We start from the raw sequence: 21,276 nt of genomic DNA, 5'->3' as shown, positions 1-21,276 counted from the left end.
GCCTAGCGAGACGGACATATCGGACACCAGGAGATTGCCTCGATGTCACCCGGCGAGGGTCCGGGCGCGCAGCAGCACGGCGTCGAGCATCTCCGGGGTCAGCCGGCCGGTGAAGGTGTTCTGCTGGCTGACGTGGAAGCAGCCGAGGAGCACCACCGCGGCGCCACCCGGTCCGGCGAGGGCCAGCTCGACGCCGTGCCCGAACCGGGGCCGCGGACGGGGGACCACCCAGCCCTGCTCGGCGAGCGTGGTGAGCAGCGCCTGCCACCCGAACGCGCCGAGCACGACGACCACCCGCGGCCGCACCAGCTCCAGCTCGCGCGCGAGGTACGGCCCGCACGTCCGGCGCTCCTGCGGGGTCGGGTCGTTGGCGGGCGGGGCGCACCGCACCGGGGCGGTCACGCGGACGTCGGTCAGGGTCAGGCCGTCGTCGCGCGCGGTCGAGGTCGCCTGGTTGGCGAAGCCGGTGCGGTGCATCGCGGCGAACAGGAAGTCGCCCGAGCGGTCGCCGGTGAACATCCGGCCGGTGCGGTTGGCACCGTGTGCGGCGGGAGCCAGGCCCACGACGAGCACCGCCGCGGCCGGGTCACCGAAGCCGGGCACCGGTCGCGCCCAGTACGTCTCGTCGCGGAAGGCTGCCCGCTTCTCGACGCCGACGAGCTCGCGCCAGGCGACCAGCCGCGGGCACGCCCGGCACGTGGGGACCACCGCGTCGAGCGCCGCCAGGTCAGGGGCTGCCGACGCGGCGCGCACGACGTCGTCCGGCGTCGTCGGCACGCCGGACGGGGTCATCCGACGGTCGCCACCCACCGCGCGCGGCGGACCACCTCGGCGCCGATGACGCCCGCCGCTCGCGTCGCCCGCAGGTCGCGGTCGAGCGGCGGCAGGACACCGCCGGCCGCCAGGGCGCGGCTGCGGGGGAGGCCCAGGACGGGCACCGGCCCGGTGAGCTCGCGAGCACCGAGCCCCGGCCCGGAGACCGCGACGGGGACGACGAGCGCCCGCCCGCGCAGGCCGGGAGAGCGCGGCTCGAGCTGCTCGAACGCACGCGCCGCCGCCGCCAGGCCGACCGGGTGGCTCGCGCACACCAGCACGACGACCGCAGCCGGGTCCTCGAGCGCGGTGCTCTCGCCGGCCAGGGCGTGCGGGCCGAGGTCGTGCACCACGACCGGACCGCGCGTCGCGGTCGAGCCGGTGCGGGCGTGCAGCGTCCCCCCGGAGTGGTCGAGGAGCGCGCACCGACCGTCCAGCATCCGCCAGAGCAGCGCCGCGACCGTCGTCGTGCCGACCCCGCCCGCGACGCCGGCCACGACCACGCGCGTGCCGTCCGGCACCGGGCCGGTCAGCCAGCGGTGCGCCTCGGGGGCGAGCAGGTCGAGGCTCATTCGCCGTCCTGGACCACGCACAGCCCGCCCAGGCGCGCGGTCATCTCCTGCACGACCGCCAGGCCGGTGCGGGCGTCCGCGGCGTTCCACGGGACCAGCGCCTCGACCCACCACAGCGGGCTGCCGTCGGTGGCCCATGAGGGCAGCTGTCGCACGGACGGCAGGAGCCGACGGATCTCGGCGGCGTTCTGGACGGTCAGCGGCTGGTGGATGCTGAGCACCGCGCGCCCCTCGCCGCCGTCGGCGCGGACCACCTGGTGCACCGCGCCGCCGTGCAGCGTGCGCAGGCCGAGCTCCGGGTCCACCGACGCTCCCGCCTCGACCAGGGCGCGCGCGTCCGGCGGGGTGGGGCTGAGGACGACGATCTCACGGGGCACTGAGCACCTCCGGGGTGTGCGCGACCTGGATGAGCGTGGGCCGTTCGCCGCGGCGCAGCAGCCGCCCGCGGCCGGCCGGCAGCTGCTCGGCGTAGGTGCCGGGGAAGACCTGGCCCTCCGAGCGCTCGCCCGCCATGAGCAGCCCGCTGCCGCCGGTGTCGCGGATGGCCTGGAGCACCGGGTCGTAGAGCGCGCGTGACGCACCCGCCACCGGCCGGGTGAGCAGGACGTGCAGGCGCAGGTCACGGGCGGCGGGCAGGTGCGCGAGGAGCGGGCGCAGGGGGTCGGTCCCGCCCGACGCGAGGATGTCGTAGTCGTCGACCACGACGACGATCCGCGGGCCGGGGGCGCTGCCGTCGGTCCGCTTGGCCAGCTCGGCGGCGACCGCGGTGGACAGCTGGAGGGCGAGCGGGCCGCTGGTCGCGCGGCCGCCGAGGTACTCCTCCGGGCACAGGTCGGCCAGACCGCCGCGCGGGTCGAACAGAGCCACCACCAGCTCGTCGGGCGTCGCGCGCTCGACCAGCCCCGCGACGATCGTGCGCAGCAGCGTGGTCTTCCCGCAGCGCGGGTCGCCGAGCACGAGCAGGTGCTGGTCGCGGCCGGCCAGGTCGAGCAGGAACGGGCCCATCGTGTCCTGGCGCAGACCCACCGGCACCAGGTCGGGCTCGTCCAGGGCGTCGGGCAGCTCGGCCGGGTCGAGTTCCTCGGGGAGCTGGCGGATCGGCGGGGCGGCGGGGCCGGCCCACTCCTGCGCGGTGCTGCGCGCCAGGGCCTGGAGCGACGACCCCACCTCGTCGGAGTCCCCGTCGTCGAGCAACGGCAGCGCCACCTGCGCGAACAGCGACTCGTCGGTGAGCACGCGGCCCGGCTGGTCCGCGCGCAGGGTCGCGGCCAGCTTGCGCGCCACGGTGGAGTCGGCCGGGTCGTTCAGGCGCAGCTCGATCCGGGTGCCGACCAGCGGTTGGGCCTGCATCCGCAGCTCGTTCCAGCGGGTCATCGTCGCGACGACGTGCACCCCGAACCCGCTGCCGCGCGCCAGCAGGTCGGAGAACGGCTCGTCGAGCTCCTCGAAGTCGGACCGCAGCGCACCCACGCCGTCGACCAGCAGGACCACGTCCGCCGCAGCCAGCTCCGGCGTGCGCCCGGCGGCGTGCTCGGCGCGCAGCATGGCCAGCGAGTCGATCCCGTGGTCCGCGAACACCCGCTCGCGCAGAGCGAGCATGCCGTGCAGCTCCTCGAGCAGCCGCCGCAGCCGGTCGCGGCTGGCCCGCGTGGCGACGCCGCCGACGTGCGGGAACCCCTCGATCCGCGCGAGGCCACCGCCGGCGAGGTCCATCCCGTAGACCGCCACCTGCCGCGGCGTGTGCGTGAGGGCGAGCCCCGCGGCCAGGGTCCACAGCAGCGTGGTCCGGCCCGTCTGCGGGGCGCCGATGATGGCCACGTGACCGCCGGCGCGCGTCAGGTCCAGCAGCCACGGCGCCTGCTGCTGCTTGGCGGGGTCGTCGCGCAGCCCCATCGGCACGGACAGGTGCGGGTGCTGCGTCCCGAGCACCCGGCCGAGCGGCAGGCGCGACGGCAGCGGCGGCAACCAGACCGGACGCGTGGGCGTCGCCAGGCCGGACAGCTGCCCGACGATGACGTCCACCATCGACGCACCGACGGACGGCCGGACCAGCTCGACCTCGCCGCCGCCCCCGGTCTCGATGCCGTTGGCGGCGAGCACGCCGTGGTGCACGGGGAGCACGAGCGGCCGGTGCAGCTCCTCGTCGACCTCCCGCTCCTGCACGCTCTCCGAGCGCACCGGGCCGGAGACGTAGCCCGCGCGGAACCGCTGGTAGACGGTGGTGTCGACCTTGAGGTACCCGTACCCCGGGACGGCCGGCAGGTGGAACGCGTCGGGGGTGTCCAGCACGACGGTGCTCTCCGCCTCGGAGAACGTCCGCAGCCCGATCCGGTACGACAGGTACGTCTCCAGGCCGCGCAGCCGGCCCGACTCGATGCGCTGGCTGGACAGGAGCAGGTGCATCCCGATCGAGCGGCCGATGCGCCCGATGGTGAGCAGCAGGTCCACGAAGTCCGGGTCGGCGGTGAGCAGCTCGCCGAACTCGTCGATGACCAGCAGCAGGTGCGGCAGCGGCGGCAGGTCCGGCTGCTGCGCGCGCAGCTCGCGGTAGTGGGTGATCGACGGCGAGCTGCCGGCGTCGCGGAGCACCTGCTGGCGGCGCACCACCTCGCCGGCGATGCTCGCGCGCGCCCGCTCGGTGAGGCCGGCGTCGTCGGCCAGGTTGTCGATGATCCCGGCGACGTGCGGCAGCGACGCGAACGGCGCGAACGCGGCGCCGCCCTTGTAGTCGACGAGGATCATCGACAGGTCCTCGGGCGGGTGCGTGATCGCCAGCGCCGCGACGAGCGTGCGCAGCATCTCCGACTTGCCGGAGCCGGTGGCGCCGACGCACAGCCCGTGCGGTCCCATGCCGAGCTGCGCAGACTCCTTGAGGTCCAGCAGCAGGGGTGACCCCGTGTCGTCGACCCCGATGGGCACGCGCAGGAAGTCGCGGGTGGACCGGCCGGCCCAGGTGCGGCCGACGTCGATGGCCGTCACGTCCGTGACGCCCAGCAGCTCGTCGGTGCCGACCGCGGCCGCCGGACCGCCGCCGCCGACGGAGTCGAGCGTGAGGCGCAGCGGCGCCAGCGCACGGAGCAGGCCGGTGGCCAGGGAGACCGACACGTCGTCCACCGTCGCGACGACCGGCACCGGGTGCTCGTCGCGCAGGTCCTCGATGGTGACGGTGCCGTCCTCGTCGACCGTGAGGCGCAGCGCGGTGTCGGAGGGCTCGTGCAGCCGGTCGGCCAGCAGGTGCACCACCGTGACGCCCAGGTCGGCGAGCCCGAGGGCCGCGTCGACCGGGGGCAGGACGCCCGCCACGGCCCCGTGCCCGTCGGCGAGCACCAGCAGGCGCGACTCGTACCCGGCGCTCGCGGAGACACCCGTTCCGCCGCGACGCACCCGGGCGGCGGCCTGCGCACGGTCCACCAGGCTGGGGCCGACGACGCGGACCAGGCCGGGCAGGTCAGGGGCCACCCGGCGGGCGGGGACGGGACCGTCGAAGAGCGCGTCGTCGACCACGTGCGGGACAGCGCCGAGCCACGACCAGTCGCCGGCCCGGTCCGCCGAGAACGTGGCCGCGACCTGCAGGTCGTCGGGGGCGTGCAGGGCGACGGCCTGGACCGTGAGCGCGCGGATAACCGCGAGGCAGGCGTCCCGGGGGCCGATGACGGCCACCTCGCCCACCCGGTCCAGCGGCACGGTGATCGGCATCTGCGGGACGCGCCCGTGCCGGATCCGGACCGCCTCCGCCTCGGCCGCCATCGCGGGGTCGAACGGCTGCGTCGGGTTGGGGTCCTCGGGTACGCGCAGCTCGAACCAGGGTCGGTCGCCGGCTCCCACGCGCAGGTCGAGGAAGTCGGGATCGGTCCGGCGGCGCTCCCACCGGCGCTCGGGGTCGCGCACCACGTCGACCAGGGCGACCGGGTCCGGGTGCACCGTGCGCGCCACGTCGCGGGCGTCGTTCTCCGCGTCTCGCAGGTCCGAGCGCAGGCCCTCGAGGTAGTCCAGGTACCGCTCGCGCTGCAGCCGCCGACCGCGCGCCGCCGTGCCGCGGTGGCTGAGCGCCATGCCGACGCCACCGACGAGCGCGACGACCAGCACCATCACCCCGACCAGCACGAACAGGGGGTTGCCGCGCAGCACCAGCATCATCGTCATCGACCCCACGGCACCGACCACGGGGAGCATCGACTGCAGACCGGAGCCGCCGGCCGCGTCGTTCATCTGCGGGGGTGCAGCCACCGGGACGTCCGGCGGCGGGGCAAGGGGCCGGACCACGCGGGCCGGGCGGTGGACGAGGGTGCGCGTCATGCCGCGTCCCCCGCCGTCAGGGCTGCGTGCGGGTCGCACGCGAGGGTCAGCAGGTGCGCGCCGAGGGTGGAGAAGGCCGTGCGGACGTCGGTCCCCGGGGACGCCGCGCCCGCACCGAGAGCGGGGTCGTACGGAACGGTCCGGACGGTCACGGCGTGCTCGGCGAGCGCCTCGCGGGCCGGGGTCGCGGAGGGACCGCCCGTGCCTCCGACGTCCACCAGCAGCAGGACGACCGTGGGCGCGCGCTGCTCCGTGGTCGCCAGGTGCCACGCCAGGGCGACGCCCCGCTCGGCGTCGGCCCGGTCCGCCCGGGCGACGACCACGACCACGTGGTGGTCGCTGGCCACCACGGCCAGCTCGTCCGCGCCGCGCACGCCCCAGTCGGTGAGGACGACGTCGAAGAACCGGCCCACGGGGTCGACGACCTCGCGCCACGTCCGGGGCTGCGGAGGCCACGGCGCCGACGCGGATCCGTCACCGAGCACGGCCAGCCCGTCGCGGGTGCGCGGGAGCGCGGCACGCGCCTGGTCCGCCCGGGCGATCCCCGCGGTCCGGGCGCGGCCGTCGGCCCACGCGAGCGGCTGGTCGATCCCGCACGCGGCGGCCAGCGACGCGCCTCCGTGGCCGGCGTCGATGGCCAGCACCCCGGTCGGCCGCCGACCGGCGAGCACGGAGGCGACCCCGGCGGTCGCCGTCGTCGCCCCGGCACCGCCGTGCGCCTGCACGATCGCGATCCGCCGGCTGGTCGACACCGGGCGGCGCAGGCCCTCGTCGGCCGCCACGAGGTCGCGGGCCACCGCCGTCGAGCCGGCGAACCCCAGCCGGAGCGCGTCGCGGACGAGCATCAGAACGTGCCCAGGAGGTCGCCGTAGACGCCGAACACGCCGAGCGCGACGGGCAGGACGGCCAGCACGCCGATCAGCTCCGCGAGGTCACCGAGCCGGCGCAGACGGGCCCGCTGCTGACCGGACGGACGCGCGCCGGCGACGACGGCGGTGAGCACGCCGACGCCCAGGGTGATCCCGGCGGCGAGCCACGGCTCCTGCGCACCCCACGGGCCGAGCACGCCGACCACCAGCGGGATCACGACGGCCACCCAGAGGGCGACGGCCTGCGTGCGCAGCGGGAGGCTGCGCGTGCGGAGCGCGACGACGGCGAGCACGATCCCGGCGAGCAGCGTGGCGCCGTCGTCACCGGACGCGACCAGGCCCGTGCAGGAGATCGCGATCGCCACGGCCACCGCGACCGCGCTCCAGGTGAGCCCTCGGTAGGCCTCGTCGAGGGTGGTCCGCACGCGCGTCCGCTTCGGGGCGGCACCGTCCAGCGCGGCGTCGTCGAGCCCGGTCAGGCCCGACGAGGTCATCGCCCACCAGGGCAGGAGCCCGCACGCGACGACCGCGACGACCGCGACCGCGGTGTCCGCGTGCACGGCGTCGACCAGCGCACCGAGCGCGAGGTGGAGCCCCGTGATCAGCGCGCCCGCGAGAGCGCCCGCGAGCGCTCCCCGGTCCCGGCGGCCCACCCCGATGCCCGCACCGAGCGCGACCCAGGCCAGCAGGACCGCCGCCAGGACGCTCTCCAGGAGGTTCGCGTCCAGCAGCAGCCCGAACGGCACCGCGCAGCCGAGGGCGAGCGCGAGGAGGACGAGACCGGCGTAGCGCTGCCCGCCACGGCCCAGTCCGGCGCTCGCGGCCAGCAGGACGAGCGCGGCGAGCCCCACACCGATCGCCGCGGGTCCCGCGTCCACGTGCCCGGCCGCGACGATGCCGCTGACGGTGACCGCGAGGCCCGCGCCCGTGGCGGCGACCGCCTGGCGGGTGCCCACCGACCATCGGCCCGCGCGGGTGCGCAGCTCCTCGGCGGTGGCGTCGGTGACGTCGGCGACCTGCGGCGGCGGGGGAGCGGCGGCAGCGCGGACGACACGCAGGACCTCGCCGTCGGCCAGCCCCTGCGAGGCCGGGTCGAGCGCGAGGTCCACCTGGTCGCCCGACACCCGCACGAGCGCGACCGCCTGCGGCGACAGCCGAGGGGCCTCGCCGAGCAGCTCGAGCAGCTGCGGGAGCATCGCGGCGACACCCTCGTCGGAGGGCACCACCACCTCGGCACGACGGACGGAGCCGACGAGCGTCAGCCGGGTGAACGTGCTCACGGGGTCCCCCCGGTCGACGTGGGAACGGTGGTGCCGACTCCGCCACGCAGCGAGCCGCTGTTGGCCTGGATGAACGAGTACCCGGCGCAGCCGGCGCAGAGCAGCGCGGCGATCACGGTGCTGCCGACGAACCGGCGGACGTTGTCGTTGGTGGTCCGGCGGTCGCGCAGGTCGCCGTGCAGGAACGCCGCGCGCAGCCGGCCGCGGTGCACCTTGACCGACTCGAGCAGGATCGCATCAGGGTCGCGGGCCATCGAGCACCTCCTCGAACGGTCCGCCGGTGCCCAGCGCGCGCCGCACGTTGTCGTGTCCGATCGCGTCGAGCACCGCGTCGAGCGCGGTCCACCCCTCGCGGTCGAGCGTGCCGAGCGGGAAGTACAGGCCAGGGACGCGCGGCCGGCCGACCACCCGGGCACCGAGCCGCGCGGTGAGCTCGTCGACCGGCAGGCCCAGCTCGCGCACGCCCGGCGGGCCCATCAGCAGGCCGAGGGGGGTCGGCGGCGCCTCCAGCACGGACGGGAACGTCAGGTCGCGACGCCCGTGCCGACCCATGACCAGCCCGAACAGGGGCATCTGGTGGGTGGCCAGCGCGGCGAACACCGACGGCAGGGAGTCGATCGCGGTCCGCGCCTGGTCGCTGCCGGGCTCGCCGATGCCGACGAGCAGCTGCGTCGTCTCCTCGAGCCCGCTCTCCGTGCGGGCGGTCCGGAGCGTGCCGATCAGCGGGCGTTCCGGTGACCCCGCCACCATGACGACCGTCTCGTTCGGCATCCGCTTGCGGGCCAGCTCCGTCAACCGCGTCCGGTCCCACGTGCTGACCGCGGGCTCGTGCGCGCCCCAGCCGCTGGGCACCGCGCCCGTCAGCTCCTGCGCGAACAGCTCCGCGGTGGCGCCCAGCAGGGTGGTGTCGGCGGCCTTGTGCCGGACCGACTGCGAGATCAGCAGCTGCACCGACTCGGCCGGAACGGGCCGCAGGAAGCGCACGGCGACGTCGTCGGCGTGCTTCAGAGGGGTGCGGTCGGCGGCGTCCGCGATCGACGCGAGGCGCCGACCGTCGAGCCCGTCCCGCAGCGTGCCGTCGGTCCCGCGGACCACCCACCGGCCGCCGGCGTCCCGCAACGCCTCGCGCAGCGGGTACGTCATCCGGGTCACCTCGTCGCTGACCAGGGCGACGGTCCGGTGCGCGGCCGACGCCTGCACCAGCAGGTCCGCGCGGGCCTCGCTCAGGTACGCGATCTCGGCGCGGGTCTCGGTGGCGATGACCTCGCCCGCGGAGGCGTCGATCGCGGGGTGCGGAGCCGTCACGCGCCCACCGGCCCCTCGACGGTGAACGTCTGGTCGCCGAAGTGCACCGACGTGCCGACCGGGAGGGCTTCCTCGCCGCCGGGGGGCAGGAGCGTGCGCGCCCCGCCGCCGATCGACACGGTGGTGCCGTTGGTGGAGCCGCGGTCCGCCACCCAGAGCGTGCGGCCGTCCCAGCGCAGGGACGCGTGCGTCTTGGACACCGACCGGGACAGGTCGATGAGCGGGACCAGCTGGTCCGCGACCTCGCCGCGCACCGGCTCCGGGTTGCGGCCGACGAGCGTGAGGCCGGTGACCTCGAGGCGGTGGCCGTCGGCGGCGACGAGGACCATGCCACTCACCGCCGGGGCGCCCGCGGCGGGGGTGTCGATGACGGGGACCGCGCCGGTGGGCGGCTGCGACCGGCGCGAGCGGCGCGACCCGTCGGGCTCGGCGGGGACGGCGGGGAAGGAACCCGTGGCGGGTCTGGTGGTCGACGGGTGGGAGACGGCGGGCACCGCGCCGGTGGTCGGCGGGGCGGGCACGGTGGGGAAGGCACCCGTGGCGGGCCTCGTGGTCGGCGGGGCGGCCACGGCCGGCACCGCGCCGGTGGCGGGGGCTCCCGCGCGGCGCGCGGCGCGGGTGGCTCCGGTCGGTATCGCCCGTGCGGCGGCGACGTCGGGCCCGATCTCCCGGGGACCGGAGGCCGCAGCGGTCACGTCCGGCCCGACCGCGCGGGGTCGCCGCGTCGCGGGAGCAGCCGCGACCTGCGTGGTCTCGTGCGGTCCGTCCGGCGTCACGTCGTGCAACGGGTCACGGCCCGCGCGCACGTCCAGCGTCACGGTGTCCCGCCACCACGTCCGCAGCCCCACGCCGGTGCCGGGCGGGAGCCCGGTGAGAGCGTCGACGGTCCGCAGTCCCAGCAGCGCGCCGCCGAGGGTCTGACCAGCACGAGCGAGCGAGACCCACATGGCCAGCAGCAGGCCGACGACGAGCACGGCGCCCGTCGCGATCAGCGCGGCACGGGCGCCGGACTCGCTCAGCAGGCCGATCACCAGCGGGGAGACCGCGACGAGCAGCAGGACGACGTCCACGGCCGTGGCCCCCGCACGGGACCCTGCGGCAGCGGGCAGGGTGCCGGCCAGGACGGTGGGCATCGTGGCCTGCGGGTGCTGCACGCGCGATCCGCACCGAGGGCAGACGTCGCGCCCGCCGGGCAGAGCGGACGCGCACACGCCACAGGAGGCGGCGACGGCGACGGTCATGCCGGCGGACCCCCTCGATGTAGCTGGGTGCCACGGCGGTCGGCGGTCAGTCGTGGCCCTCTGCGACCGCCGATACTGGCACGTTTCCCGCGGCCCTGCGACCGCCCCCCGAGCGACACCGGTGCGCTCAGCCCGAGGTGGTCCACGACGCGGGGACGAGCTGAGTGGTGACCACCTCGACCAGGTGGTCGGTCGGCACAGTGACCTCGTACACCGCCGCGTCGACCTTGGGCAGCTGCAGCCCTTCGGCCAGGTCGGCGTTGTGGCCGGTGTAGGACACGCGTGAGACACCGGCACCGTCGGGCGTCGGCCACTGGTCGACCACCCGGACCTCGAGCCCGTTCCACCGGCCGGACATGTCCATCTCGAACAGCTCGGTGGTCTCGGCCTTCGGCACCACGCGACGGAACCGACCCGCGGGCGTCCGCTCGAATCCGTACGCGGCGGGCGGCTCGACCTCCGCCACGACGACCACGTCGTCCCCCAGCACGTCGGCACTGAGGTAGGTGTTCTCCCACTTGGCCATCGGGCCCACCAGGCGCGAGATCCGCGGATTCGGCGAGGGCGTCACCGTCACCACGTCGGACACCCACGCGAACCCCACGTCGACGTACCGGGCGAGGAGCGTGCTCGTCCCGTCGGCGGCGATCCGCACCAGCTCCGACCCGGCGGGCACCCGCGAGTGGACCAGCCAGTAGAGCGGGACGAGGTGGCCCGGCGCGAGCACGAACCCGGTGCCCTGGAACGGAGGCCGGTCGACGAACGGGCCGCCGGTCAGCTCGCGCGTCTTCTGGTCGGGGCCGCCCGTCGCGTTCTCGAACCGCAGCTGCGGCGTCGCGGGGAAGCGCAGGACGTCGACGTGCGGGGCGTCAGCAGTGAACGGGGACCCCGGGAAGCCGAGCCCGTGCGCCTCGAACAGGTCGGCCGGCGTGGTCGCCCACGCGACGTCCTCCGCGCGCACCACGAACCCCGCGAGACGGTCGTAGCCACCGTCGAGGTACGCCGCGCTCATCGCGGGGGTCACGGCCTTCTGCATGACGGACAAGTGGTCCTCCGGGGTCGTCGGCAACGGCTACCGAGTATGTCGCAGGGGCGGCAGGCGGACCGGGCACGTCCACAGCTCGCTCACGTCGGCGCCCCGAGGGCGAGGGCCCGGACCAGGAGCTCCATCGCCGACCGGCGGAACGCAGCACCCAGCGGGTAGGGGGATGCGTCGGTCACCGCCGGGTCGATGCCGCGCTTCGCGACGATGCGCCCGAGGTCGTACCGGATCGCTCCGGCCAGCGAGGTGAGAGCCGCGATCGCACCGGGAGCCGATCCCGACGTCCCCACCGCGCGACCGTGGACCGGCACCGACTTGCAGACCTCGACGAGCGCGTCGGCGCGGCCGCCCTTGCGAGCGGCGCGCCACGCGATCTCCTCCCACTCGTCGGCCGGGCCGCGGCGGGCGGCGATCCGCGCCCGGTCGATCACGGGACTCGCCTGCTCGAGGAGGGGCCGGGCGTTCAGCGCCGTGTCGTCGTCGGTCACCGGCGGGAGCATCCGCAGGGCGTCGGCCAGGTCGGCGAAGCCGCCGATCGCGGCCCAGGTGGCGGTCGCGGTGCGCAGGGTCCAGTCCAGCCGGAGGTAGCCCCGGGCATCGTCGAGGTCGTCGTCGACCGCCAGGATCCGGGGTGTCTCCTGCGCGATCATCGCCGCACCGTCCGCGTCCGCCGCCCTGGCCAGTGCCGCGACGAGGTCGCGCAGCTCGCGGTTCCGCGTGCCACCGCTCGCCACCCACTCGGCCAGCTCGGGACTGACTCCTGCGCCGGGTGCGAGGCGAGGCGCCCGGATCACGCGAGCGGTCGGTGCTGCCGGTGGTGCCGGGACCGGGAGTGACCTGATCTCCTCCGCCACGTCTGTCAGGTCACCGACGGGCACGACGTCCGCGCGGCCGTCGGTGTGCTCGACCAGGGCGTTCGACCCGTCGACCGATCGCACCGTCACGCGCGCACCGGCCAGGCTCGCGGTCGTCGACACCGTGCTCATGGCTGTCACCTCGCCGAGACCGGCGATCGCGTCCCCGACGGGCAGCAGACCCGCGAACGCCTCACCGCTCGGCAGCGTTCGTCCGCCGACCTCCGCGTACGTGCCGACCTGCGTCGGCACGGGTCCGTCGACCACCCAACGCGGCCGGCGACGCAGGAGATCCGTCTCGCGCTCGACGACCTGGGTGAGCTCGGTCGGGTCGACGACCTGCTGCCAGGTGTACCCGGTATCGCGTACCGCAACGCCGCGCGGGCGGCTCGCGGCCTGTCCCAGGACGACCACGCCGGCCAGGCGGATGGCCTGCACCTCCACCGGGGCGTCGTGCCACACGGCTGTCGTCGTCACACGGAACACCCGGGTCACGGCGGCCCGATCGACCTCGCGGGTGGTCAGCGTGGGGTCGTCGTCAGCCTCCGTCGACCGCAGCCGGATGCGCGGGGAGTACGGCGCCTCGCACGGGTGCACAGCCTCGGCGACCTCGGCGTAGTGGCCCACCCGGATCGCGGTGCGCGACGGTCCGGACCGCACGTCAGAGCGGGACGTCGGTGACGACCTCGACGACGTCGCTCAGTTCATCGACCGGGACGGTGCCCTGCCACTCGAAGCGACCGATGCGGCGCACGGCGGGGTTGTCCAGGGGGAGGTCGTCCCCGTCGTAGCTGAACGTCGCCTTGTTGCCGACGACGTTGTCGACAGTGACCGTCCTGCCCGACCACGTGGCAGTCGTCTGCACCCAGAACAGGCGACTGATCGCCGACCGGTCCACGAGACGACCCCACCGGTCCCACCCGTCGTGCTCGAACCCGGGCAGCGGTTGTTCGTCGCCGAAGGCCAGAATCCGGACGGTCGGGCCGTGCAGGGCCACGGCGGGGTAGGTGACGCCGTCAACCTCCGCGTAGGGCCCAGCTCTCACGGGACGACCTTCCACACACCGCCTGTGTAGACAGCGGCGATCTCCTGCGTTCCGTCGGGTCGGACGCGCCAGAGCTCCGAACCCTCGATGATCTGGATCTTGTTGGATCCGTATGCCAGCTCAGGGCTGTACGCCGAGGACGTCCCGCTCCAGCCCGATCCCCGGAAGGGGTTGCGGTCGGGGCCGACGTTCGGCACACCGGTCGCCCGGTCGACGTCGAACGCGCGAGCGGCGTCGTACGTCGAGCTCGGGTCTACGGTCCTGACCCAGTCGAACATCGCGGTCCGACGGGCCGCGTCGTTCGTGATCTGGAAGATGCTGTCGGGCATGGACGCCATCGCGCGCAAGGTGCCGTCCGGGATCCCCGCGACGACCGGCGTAGGCAGCGGCCCGGGTGCGATCCCGTCGCCGGCCATGTAACGCACCGTGAACACGGAACCACCGTCGGGGCTGAACGTGCTGCCGGGGTAGTTCAGACCGAGCTGGTGGTACAGCTGCGCCGGGGTGGCACCGTCGACGTCGATGAGGCGCGACACGAACCCACCGATGGTGGGAACCTGCTGCGCGCCGGATGCCCTCGCGGCGGCAAGCTGGTCGGGCTCCATGAACCGCGCTGCGTCCCCGTCGAGGAGGCCTAGCGCCTGCTCCTGGGTGATCACCTTCTGCAGGAGGGTGTCCGCGTACACCGGCGGCATGGCCTGCCGGATGTCGACGAGCACGTCCACCTGCGCGCGCGTGAGGTCCTCGACGCGGGTCTGCAGCAGCTCGCGGAAGTGGGTGCGGTTGAGCCCGTTGTCGAGCAGGACGTCGTCGAGCACGTCCGTGAACTTGAGCTCAGGACCGGACGGCGAGCTGCCCAAGCCGGTGCCCGGCGGGGTGGGCGGCGGAGGCCCGCCTGCCGGGCTCGAGGGGTCGTGCGGTGCGACCGGGTCGACCGGACCCGAGCCGGGACCGGTCGGGGTCACGGGGTCGACGGGACCGCCCGATCCGCCACCGATCGGGGTCGCCGGAGCATGACCCCCACCGGAGGGCGGAGTGGTGGAGCCGCCGGTGCCCGCACCGTCTCCGGTGGAGGGGCCGTGCGACGACCCACCCGTCGGCGCGTCCGTCCCGGGCGTGTGGATCGGACCGGCCGGCGGTGCCTGCGGGCCGGCGAGGTCGTCGGCGCCCGAGCCGGTGCCGCCGGGGGTGTCCCGGATGGGGTTGCCGTCGGGTCCGACCAGCTGGTTCGCCGGGACGGGGACCTCGACCGGCTCGTGCACGGTCGGGACCTCGGCGTCGGGGTCGCGCAGCGGGGGCAGGCCGTCGGCGAGGTCGTCGAGGTTGCTGGTCGGCAGGTCGAGGTTGGTGGGCACGTCGGGGATCCGCAGGGCGCCTTCCAGGCCCTCGGTGGCGCCGCGCATGCCGGTGAGCAGGTCTCCGAGCTTGGGCAGGGCGAACTGGCCGCCCTTGATGACCAGCGAGACCGGGTCGAGGAAGTCGACGATGCGGGCGCCCTTGGACAGCAGGGCCGCCGCGCGTCCGGTGGTGCCGGCCGCTGTCGCGGCGGCCTTGGTGCCGGAGACGGCTGCGCCGGCGGGGATGACGATGGTGGCGATGTTGAACACCGCGCCACCCGCGGCGCGCGCCGGGTCGTCCTCCCACGTGTCGTAGGCGATCAGGCCCTTGCCCAGCGCGAGCCAGGAGTCGCCCGCGTTGCCCCAGGACCACTCGCCGTCGGCGTACCCGATCAGGCCGCCCATCGCGGTCCACGACTCGGTGAAGTTGTCCGCCGACCACTTCCAGTCCTTGATGCCGACCAGCGCGCCGAGGCCCACGACGGTCCCCCACAGCCCGTCGACGACCACGCCGTCCCAGACGAACCGCTTGACGCCGACGGCCGCCGACTTGGGGCAGTGGTCCTGGCGCTCGACCGAGGAGCCCCAGGCCATCGGGGCGTCGGCGGGGATCTCCGAGACGCCGTAGCCCAGCGGGTCGTCCGCGCTGGTGGCGGCGTGCCAGGGGGCGGCGCAGTACAGCGCCCGGATGCCGTTGGCGCAGGTCCGCTCGGCGTCCCAGAGCTTGATCTGCGCAGAGTTGACCCGGTTCACCAGGTCCGTGTTCTCGTCGACCAGGTCCTGGTCGTAGTCCCACTCGGAGTTCGAGGCGATCTTGTCCCGGAACGCGTACGCGTCGCGCCTGACCGCGTCCAGGGAGGCCTTGATCACTCGGAGTTCGAGGCGATCTTGTCCCGGAACGCGTACGCGTCGCGCCTGACCGCGTCCAGGGAGGCCTTGATCGGGCGGATCTCCTCGGCGTAGGCCTTGAGCACGGTCGCGACCTGCTGCACCGCGTCGCCGAAGGTGCGGGCGTTGGTCTCCACGGGGTCCATCACGGTGAACAGCTGCCCCGACTCGGGCGCCTCGTAGTGCGCCCCGAGGCCACGCCACTTCCCGACGACGTCCGCACCCGCGTCCCGGACGGACCCGCCGCCCGTGCTCAGCGAGTTAGCGGCGGAGATCACGCCGTCAGGGTCGAGGTCCGCACCGGGGATCGCGTACGGCTGGATGCCGCCGCCCGCGTAGCACATGTCCGCGCTCATGAACCCGGCACCGGGGGGACGGTGAACGTGGACACACCCGTGCCGGCGACGGTCTGGGCGGCCGCCTGCTGCTCGGCGGCCATCGTCTCGTCGCCCGTGAGGTACCACCGGGTGGCCGCGGCCGCGCCGCCGACGGACGCGTTGATGCGGTTGCCGATGGACGTCAGCGTGGGCTTGTAGAACTCGAAGAACCCCGCGATGGCGTCGGCGATGATCGGCGAGTTGGCCGACCCTGCCACGACCGTCTCGGCGTGCGGGGGAAGGTTCTCCACCGCCGTGCCGAGCAACTCAGCAGCCGTGCCCACCTTGGTGAGGACGGTCTGCACTCCCTCCGGTTCGATCCGCCATCCCGTCATCGGGTCAGCCGATCGCGTCGACGGCGGCCTTGGCCTTCTTGAGGGTGTCCTGGGCGGTGGTGTCGTTCTTCTCCAGCGCGCCACGGAGCGTGCGGATGATCGTGCGCACCTCGCCGGCCACCCGGTTCCACCGGGCTTCCTTGGCGGCGTAGTCCTCGGACACGCCGTCGGCGGTGTAGTCGGCCATCGCGCTCTTGACGTCGCGGTCACGGGCGTCGATGAGGGACTCGAGGCGCGAGGCGACCGCGTTGAAGTTCTCCTGCGCGGTCTGCGAGGCGGCGAGCTCGTAGTCGCGGCGGTCGATGCTGTTGCCGGTGCTCATGGTGGTCCCCCTCAGGCCTTGGTGGAACCGAAGCGCGCCGCGTCGAACGCGGTGCCACCCTCGGTCGATCGGGTCTCGTCCGCCATCTGCTGGTCGCCCTCGCCGAACGAGCGGTCCATGCCGGCGATGCCGCCGAGCACGCCCGCCAGCGCGGCGTTGAGGTCTGCCGAGATGCGGTCCGTCTCGCCCTTGAACTTGTCGAAGGCAGCGCGACCGGCACCGTTGAACTTGCCGTGGAGAGGCTCGGCGGCGGCCGAGAGCTGCTTGACCAGTGCTCCGAGATCCTCGCTGGACGTCGAGGTCTTCTTGGTCAGCGTCGAGAGGACGTCTGAACCCATCGCAAACTTCATGTCGGCCCCCAAAGTCGCCGTCAGATCCGTCATCGCACCGCCCGGCTCGGCGGCAAGTCAGCATCGTGCCAGGTATGCCCGTCTCGTGCAGCGTGTGTCCACACTCGAAAGAGGTTGCCCCGGGGGACATCGGACGGGCCAAATCGCGCTCTGACGACGGACTATGCCCGATGACCCCACCCGAGAACCAGTTGCCCGATTCACCCGTCTGGGGTCACGCGTCGCGGACGACGACCGTCCCGGCCGCCTTGTCCGCGAACGTCTGCCGACGCCGGTCCCCCAGCGGCCAGAGGAAGCCGACCAGCAGCGGGAGGTCGAGGACGTGCAAGAGGTCCCTGCTGAGCGCGGGTCCGGACCCGATCGGCTGCCCGGTCGCGGTCGAGACGAGCCGGGTGCCCGTCAGCGACCGCCCCAGCGACTGGCCCGAACGACCCTGCTGGCCGCCGCGGTTCCAGATCCACACGACCGGGATCAGGACCGCGCCGGCGACGACGACGACTCCGCCGACCGTCGGGGGTTCGGCGGTGCCGTCGGGGTCGGTCAGGAGCGTCAGCGCGACGCCGAGCAGGTACACGGCGAACGCGACCAGCACGTCGACCACCGAGCCGGCGGCGCGCTGCCACCAGGGCGCGTACCGGGGCGGCTCAGGGGCCGGTGCCGGTGCGGGCGGCCCCCACGAGAGGTCCGGCCCGACCACGGGGTAGGGGGAGTCGTCGGTCACGCGGGCATTCCTACCACTCCTCAGCCGAGCAGTCGGTCCACCAGGAGCAGCGCCTCGTCGACCGACGACACCTGCGCGGGACCCTCCGCGGGCGCCGGCACGCGCCAGCCGTTGATGGCCACCACCGGCACGCCCGTCCGCACGGCCAGCGCCACCTCGCTCAGGGTGCCCCAGGACCCGCCGACGCTCACGACCACGTCGCTCGAGCGCACCAGCAGCGCGTTGCGCAGCTCGCCCAGCCCGGTGGGGATCGCGACGGTGACGAAGGGGTTGGCATCGGCCCGGTCGGCACCGGGCAGCAGGCCGACGACGGTCCCGCCGGCAGCCGCAGCCCCGCGCGAGACCGCCGCCATCACCCCGCCGAGCCCGCCGCACACGACGACGTGCCCGCGCTCGGCGAGTCCGCGTCCGAGCCCTTCGGCGTCGACGAGCTCGTCAGCCGCCGCGCCCGAGGGCCCCACCACTCCCACGTAGGCCATGTGCCGCTCCTCGAGCTCGGTGCTTCGCGTCGAGATCGGTGGGTAGAGCCACCGAGCTGGGCACCGACCACCGAGCTCGGCGCCCGACGCCGGTCAGAACCGGTCCGGGTCCCCGGCGCCCACGCGGACCACCTCGGGGGTGCCCTCCGTCCAGTCCACCACCGTCGTCGGTTCCGTGCCGCAGTCGCCGGCGTCGACCACCGCGTCGAGCACCAGGTCCAGCTCCTCCTTGATCTGCCAGCCCTCGACCATGGGCCACTCGTGGCCGGGCATCAGGAGGGTGCTGGACAGGAGGGGTTCGCCGAGCTCGCGCAGGATCGCCTGGGCCACCGGGTGGTTCGGGATGCGCACGCCGACCGACCGCTTCTTCGCGTGCGCCAGCCGCCGGGGCACCTCGGGGGTGGCCAGCAGGATGAACGTGTACGGGCCGGGGGTCGCCGCCTTGATGGCGCGGAAGGCGCTGTTGTCCAGGTGCACCAGCTGGCCCAGCTGCGCGAAGTCGGCGCAGACCAGCGTGAAGTGGTGCCGGTCGTCGAGGTGCCGGATCTTGCGGATGCGGTCGGCGCCGTCGTGGTTGTCGATGCGGGAGCCCAGCGCGTAGCAGGAGTCCGTGGGGTAGGCGATCACCGCGTCGTTGCGCAGCAGGTCCACCACCTGCGCGATCGACCGCGGCTGAGGGTTCTCGGGGTGGACGTCGAAGTACCGGGCCATGGTGTCGAGGCTACGGCTTGTGGGGTGCGACGCCCCGGACCTGGTCGGCGGCGAACCGCACGTGCGAGGCGGCCAGCTTGGCGCGCGCCGCCTCCCCGAGGTCGACGCCGAGCACGTCCGCCAGGCACACCAGGTAGACGAGGACGTCGGCCATCTCCTCGGCGACGCGCGCATGCCGGTCGGGTGCGGAGAACTGCGCGACCGCGTCGTCGGCGGGCACCCACTGGAACAGCTCCGCCAGCTCCCCGACCTCCCCGACGAGCGCGAGGATCACCGACTTGGGGTCGTGGAACTGCTGCCAGTCACGCTCGGTGCTGAACTCCCGCACGAGGCGGCCCAGCTCGGCGAGCTCGGTCACGCGGGGACCAGGTGGTCCGGGCAGACCTCGAACCGGTCGGGCGCGATGGTCAGCTCCGCGCGGCCCCCGGTGAGCGAGCGCAGGTCCAGCACGTACCGGCCCAGCTCGGCCTCCGGCACCGACGCGTCGATGCGCACCAGCCCGTCGTCGAGGGACGTCGTCGCGTTGATGTGCCCCCGGCGCGCGGACAGGTCGCTCATGACGTCGCCCTGCGCGGCGATCGGCACCGTCACCGACACGTGGCTGATGGGCTCCAGCACGGTGGTCCCGGCGGCGTGCAGGGCCTCGCGCACCCCGTTGCCCGCGGCAGTGCGGAACGCCATGTCCGAGGAGTCCACCGAGTGCGACTTGCCGTCGTAGACCTCGACGCGCAGGTCCACCACGGGGTACCCGTGCGGGCCGCCCGAGGCCATCGCCTCGACCACCCCCTTGTGCACCGCCTGGACGTAGGTGCGGGGGATCGCGCCGCCGACGATGGCGTCGACGAACTCGAACCCCGAGCCCTGCGGCAGCGGCGACACCCGCAGCTGCACGACGGCGAACTGCCCGTGCCCGCCGGACTGCTTCTTGACCTTGCCCTCCGCCTCGACGAGCCGACGGATCGTCTCCCGGTACCCGACCGGCACGGGTGACGTGCTGACGTGCACCCCGAACACACGCGCGAGCCGCTCCAGCGCGACCGCGAGGTGCGTGTCACCGAGACCGCGCAGCACCGTGCTGTCGCCGGTGCGGTCGATGCTCAGGGTCGGGTCCTCGGCGGTCAGGCGGGACAGCGCGGCGGAGAGGCGGTCGTCGTCGGACTGCGTGACGGGTTCGAGCGCCAGCGCGTAGACGGTGTCCCGGGCACGGGGAGGCCGGGCGGTCATCGACGCGCCCGGCCCGGTGCGTTCCGCCAGCAGGCTCCCCGACGGCGTGCCGGTGAGCTTGGCGACGGCGCCGATCTGCCCCGCCGGGACGGCGTCGACGGGGAGGTGCTCCTTGCCGCGCAGCCGGAACAGCCCGGGGATGCGCTCCTCCGTCCGCGTGGTGGTGTTGAGCAGGCGGTCGCCGTTGCGGACCGTGCCGGACAGCACCCGGAACATGGTCACCTGGCCGACGAAGGGGTCCGCCATCGTCCGGAACGCGTACAGCAGCGTGGGTCCGGCGGGGTCGGCGGCCACCTCGACCTCGGTCTTGCCCGCCAGCACGCGGGCGGTGCGGTCCGCCGGGGACGGCCCGAGCTCGCACAGCAGGTCCGCCAGCCGGTCGACGCCCACGCCGGTGACGCCGGACGACAGCAGCACGGGGAACGCCTCGCAGGCCCGGACCTCCTGGGCGAGCGTGCTCTCCAGCTCGGCCGTGGTCGGCACCTCGCCGGACAGGTAGCGCTCCAGCTGGTCGTCGTCGTGCGCGACGATCTCCTCGGTCACCTCGTCGTGCAGGCGGTGCTCCTCGTCGGCCAGCCCGGCCGGCAGGGCCTCGGTGTGGTGGTGGCCGTCCCGGTCGTAGGCCAGGCCCTGCTCGCTGAGCACGTCGGCGACGCCCGTGAACGACGTCTCCTCGCCCAGCGGAAGCTCGAGCGGCACCAGGCCGTCGCCGAACGCCGACCGCAGGTCCGCCAGGACGTGCCGGAAGTCCGCCCGCGCCTTGTCCTCCTTGGTGACGACGAGCATCCGCGGCACCCCGGCCTCGGCCGCGAGCCGCCACGCGGCGTACGTGCCCGCCTGCACGCCGTCCACCGCGCTGACCACGATCAGGGCGAGGTCAGCGGCGGCGAGTGCGGCATCGACCGCGCCCGCGAAGTCCGCCGAGCCGGGGGCGTCCAGCAGCGTCACGTCGTAGGCGTTGCCGTCCGTCGCGGTCCACGGAAAGGGCGCGACGCCGAGGCCCAGGGAGATCCCGCGCGCGATCTCCTCCGGCTCGTGGTCGGTCACCGTCGAGCCGTCCTCGACGCGACCCGCTCGGGTGAGCACCCCGGCCCGATGCAGCAACGACTCCGTCAGAGTCGTCTTGCCGGACCCGGCGGCGCCCAGCAGCGCCACCGTCCGGATCCTCGGCGTCGCTGCCTGGTCCATGGCTCACTCCTGGTTCGAGGTTGCTCC

The 21,276-nt window shown here is 74.6% G+C and carries 22 protein-coding genes; all 22 read right to left on the bottom strand.

What is annotated here, in order from left to right; all coding sequences use genetic code 11:
- Positions 1–45: 45 nt before the first annotated feature.
- Positions 46–792: a uracil-DNA glycosylase gene (locus ASD18_RS01880; protein ID WP_056091345.1), complete on the bottom strand. Its 747-nt coding sequence runs from the start codon at positions 790–792 to the stop codon at positions 46–48.
- A complete protein-coding gene (locus ASD18_RS01875) occupies positions 789–1,385 on the bottom strand; it encodes a hypothetical protein (protein ID WP_056085945.1) in 597 nt (198 codons plus the stop codon). Before ASD18_RS01875 ends, ASD18_RS01880 begins: the two co-directional genes overlap by 4 nt.
- Entirely contained in the window at positions 1,382–1,762 is a 381-nt protein-coding gene (locus ASD18_RS01870; RefSeq protein WP_056085944.1) for a hypothetical protein, read from the bottom strand. The genes ASD18_RS01875 and ASD18_RS01870 overlap by 4 nt, the downstream gene beginning before the upstream one ends.
- Positions 1,752–5,681 carry a type VII secretion protein EccCa gene (gene eccCa / locus ASD18_RS01865; protein WP_056085943.1) on the bottom strand — a complete coding sequence of 1,310 codons (3,930 nt, stop codon included), beginning with the start codon at positions 5,679–5,681 and terminating at the stop codon, positions 1,752–1,754. Before eccCa ends, ASD18_RS01870 begins: the two co-directional genes overlap by 11 nt.
- Positions 5,678–6,526, bottom strand: coding sequence for a hypothetical protein (locus ASD18_RS01860; protein ID WP_056085942.1), 849 nt, complete (start codon positions 6,524–6,526; stop codon positions 5,678–5,680). Before ASD18_RS01860 ends, eccCa begins: the two co-directional genes overlap by 4 nt.
- Positions 6,526–7,830, bottom strand: a complete 1,305-nt coding sequence (locus tag ASD18_RS01855; RefSeq protein WP_056085941.1) for an EsaB/YukD family protein — start codon at positions 7,828–7,830, stop codon at positions 6,526–6,528. The genes ASD18_RS01860 and ASD18_RS01855 overlap by 1 nt, the downstream gene beginning before the upstream one ends.
- A complete protein-coding gene (locus ASD18_RS01850; RefSeq protein ID WP_056085940.1) occupies positions 7,827–8,084 on the bottom strand; it encodes a hypothetical protein in 258 nt (85 codons plus the stop codon). Before ASD18_RS01850 ends, ASD18_RS01855 begins: the two co-directional genes overlap by 4 nt.
- Positions 8,068–9,135 carry a DUF6177 family protein gene (locus ASD18_RS01845; protein ID WP_056085939.1) on the bottom strand — a complete coding sequence of 356 codons (1,068 nt, stop codon included), beginning with the start codon at positions 9,133–9,135 and terminating at the stop codon, positions 8,068–8,070. The genes ASD18_RS01850 and ASD18_RS01845 overlap by 17 nt, the downstream gene beginning before the upstream one ends.
- A complete protein-coding gene (locus ASD18_RS01840; RefSeq protein WP_056085938.1) occupies positions 9,132–10,289 on the bottom strand; it encodes an RDD family protein in 1,158 nt (385 codons plus the stop codon). Before ASD18_RS01840 ends, ASD18_RS01845 begins: the two co-directional genes overlap by 4 nt.
- Before the next feature lie 214 nt (positions 10,290–10,503).
- On the bottom strand, positions 10,504–11,412 hold the full coding sequence (locus ASD18_RS01835; RefSeq protein WP_056085937.1) for a hypothetical protein: 909 nt from the start codon (positions 11,410–11,412) through the stop codon (positions 10,504–10,506).
- Between the two features lie 89 nt (positions 11,413–11,501).
- Positions 11,502–12,932, bottom strand: coding sequence for a hypothetical protein (locus ASD18_RS01830; protein WP_056085936.1), 1,431 nt, complete (start codon positions 12,930–12,932; stop codon positions 11,502–11,504).
- A gap of 1 nt (position 12,933) precedes the next feature.
- Positions 12,934–13,317 (bottom strand): hypothetical protein, encoded by a 384-nt coding sequence (locus ASD18_RS01825; protein WP_156387848.1) that lies wholly within the window; start codon positions 13,315–13,317, stop codon positions 12,934–12,936.
- The gene (locus ASD18_RS01820; protein WP_056085934.1) at positions 13,314–15,524 is read right to left on the bottom strand and encodes a hypothetical protein; all 2,211 of its coding nucleotides are present in this window, start codon (positions 15,522–15,524) and stop codon (positions 13,314–13,316) included. The genes ASD18_RS01825 and ASD18_RS01820 overlap by 4 nt, the downstream gene beginning before the upstream one ends.
- Positions 15,521–15,898, bottom strand: a complete 378-nt coding sequence (locus ASD18_RS01815) for a hypothetical protein (protein WP_156387847.1) — start codon at positions 15,896–15,898, stop codon at positions 15,521–15,523. The genes ASD18_RS01820 and ASD18_RS01815 overlap by 4 nt, the downstream gene beginning before the upstream one ends.
- Entirely contained in the window at positions 15,895–16,254 is a 360-nt protein-coding gene (locus ASD18_RS01810; protein WP_156387846.1) for a DUF6507 family protein, read from the bottom strand. Before ASD18_RS01810 ends, ASD18_RS01815 begins: the two co-directional genes overlap by 4 nt.
- Positions 16,255–16,258: 4 nt before the next feature.
- Complete coding sequence (locus tag ASD18_RS01805; protein WP_056085931.1) at positions 16,259–16,576, bottom strand: pore-forming ESAT-6 family protein; 318 nt, start codon at positions 16,574–16,576, stop codon at positions 16,259–16,261.
- An 11-nt stretch (positions 16,577–16,587) separates the two neighbouring features.
- The gene (locus tag ASD18_RS01800) at positions 16,588–16,959 is read right to left on the bottom strand and encodes a hypothetical protein (protein WP_369817243.1); all 372 of its coding nucleotides are present in this window, start codon (positions 16,957–16,959) and stop codon (positions 16,588–16,590) included.
- A gap of 181 nt (positions 16,960–17,140) precedes the next feature.
- Positions 17,141–17,647, bottom strand: a complete 507-nt coding sequence (locus tag ASD18_RS21150; protein ID WP_056085929.1) for an RDD family protein — start codon at positions 17,645–17,647, stop codon at positions 17,141–17,143.
- Between the two features lie 20 nt (positions 17,648–17,667).
- Positions 17,668–18,126, bottom strand: a complete 459-nt coding sequence (locus ASD18_RS21145) for a TIGR00725 family protein (protein ID WP_056085928.1) — start codon at positions 18,124–18,126, stop codon at positions 17,668–17,670.
- 93 nt (positions 18,127–18,219) lie between these two features.
- Positions 18,220–18,837, bottom strand: a complete 618-nt coding sequence (locus ASD18_RS01785; RefSeq protein WP_056085927.1) for an L-threonylcarbamoyladenylate synthase — start codon at positions 18,835–18,837, stop codon at positions 18,220–18,222.
- 10 nt (positions 18,838–18,847) lie between these two features.
- Positions 18,848–19,195, bottom strand: coding sequence for a nucleotide pyrophosphohydrolase (locus tag ASD18_RS01780; RefSeq protein ID WP_056085926.1), 348 nt, complete (start codon positions 19,193–19,195; stop codon positions 18,848–18,850).
- Positions 19,192–21,249 carry an elongation factor G gene (locus tag ASD18_RS01775; protein ID WP_056085925.1) on the bottom strand — a complete coding sequence of 686 codons (2,058 nt, stop codon included), beginning with the start codon at positions 21,247–21,249 and terminating at the stop codon, positions 19,192–19,194. The genes ASD18_RS01780 and ASD18_RS01775 overlap by 4 nt, the downstream gene beginning before the upstream one ends.
- Positions 21,250–21,276 lie beyond the last annotated feature (27 nt).

Origin of the sequence: Cellulomonas sp. Root137 (assembly GCF_001426725.1) — a bacterium.
Classification (GTDB): Bacteria; Actinomycetota; Actinomycetes; order Actinomycetales; family Cellulomonadaceae; genus Cellulomonas.
The sequence above is the reverse complement of the archived record's forward strand: the minus strand, read 5'-3'. Positions and strand labels throughout refer to the sequence as shown.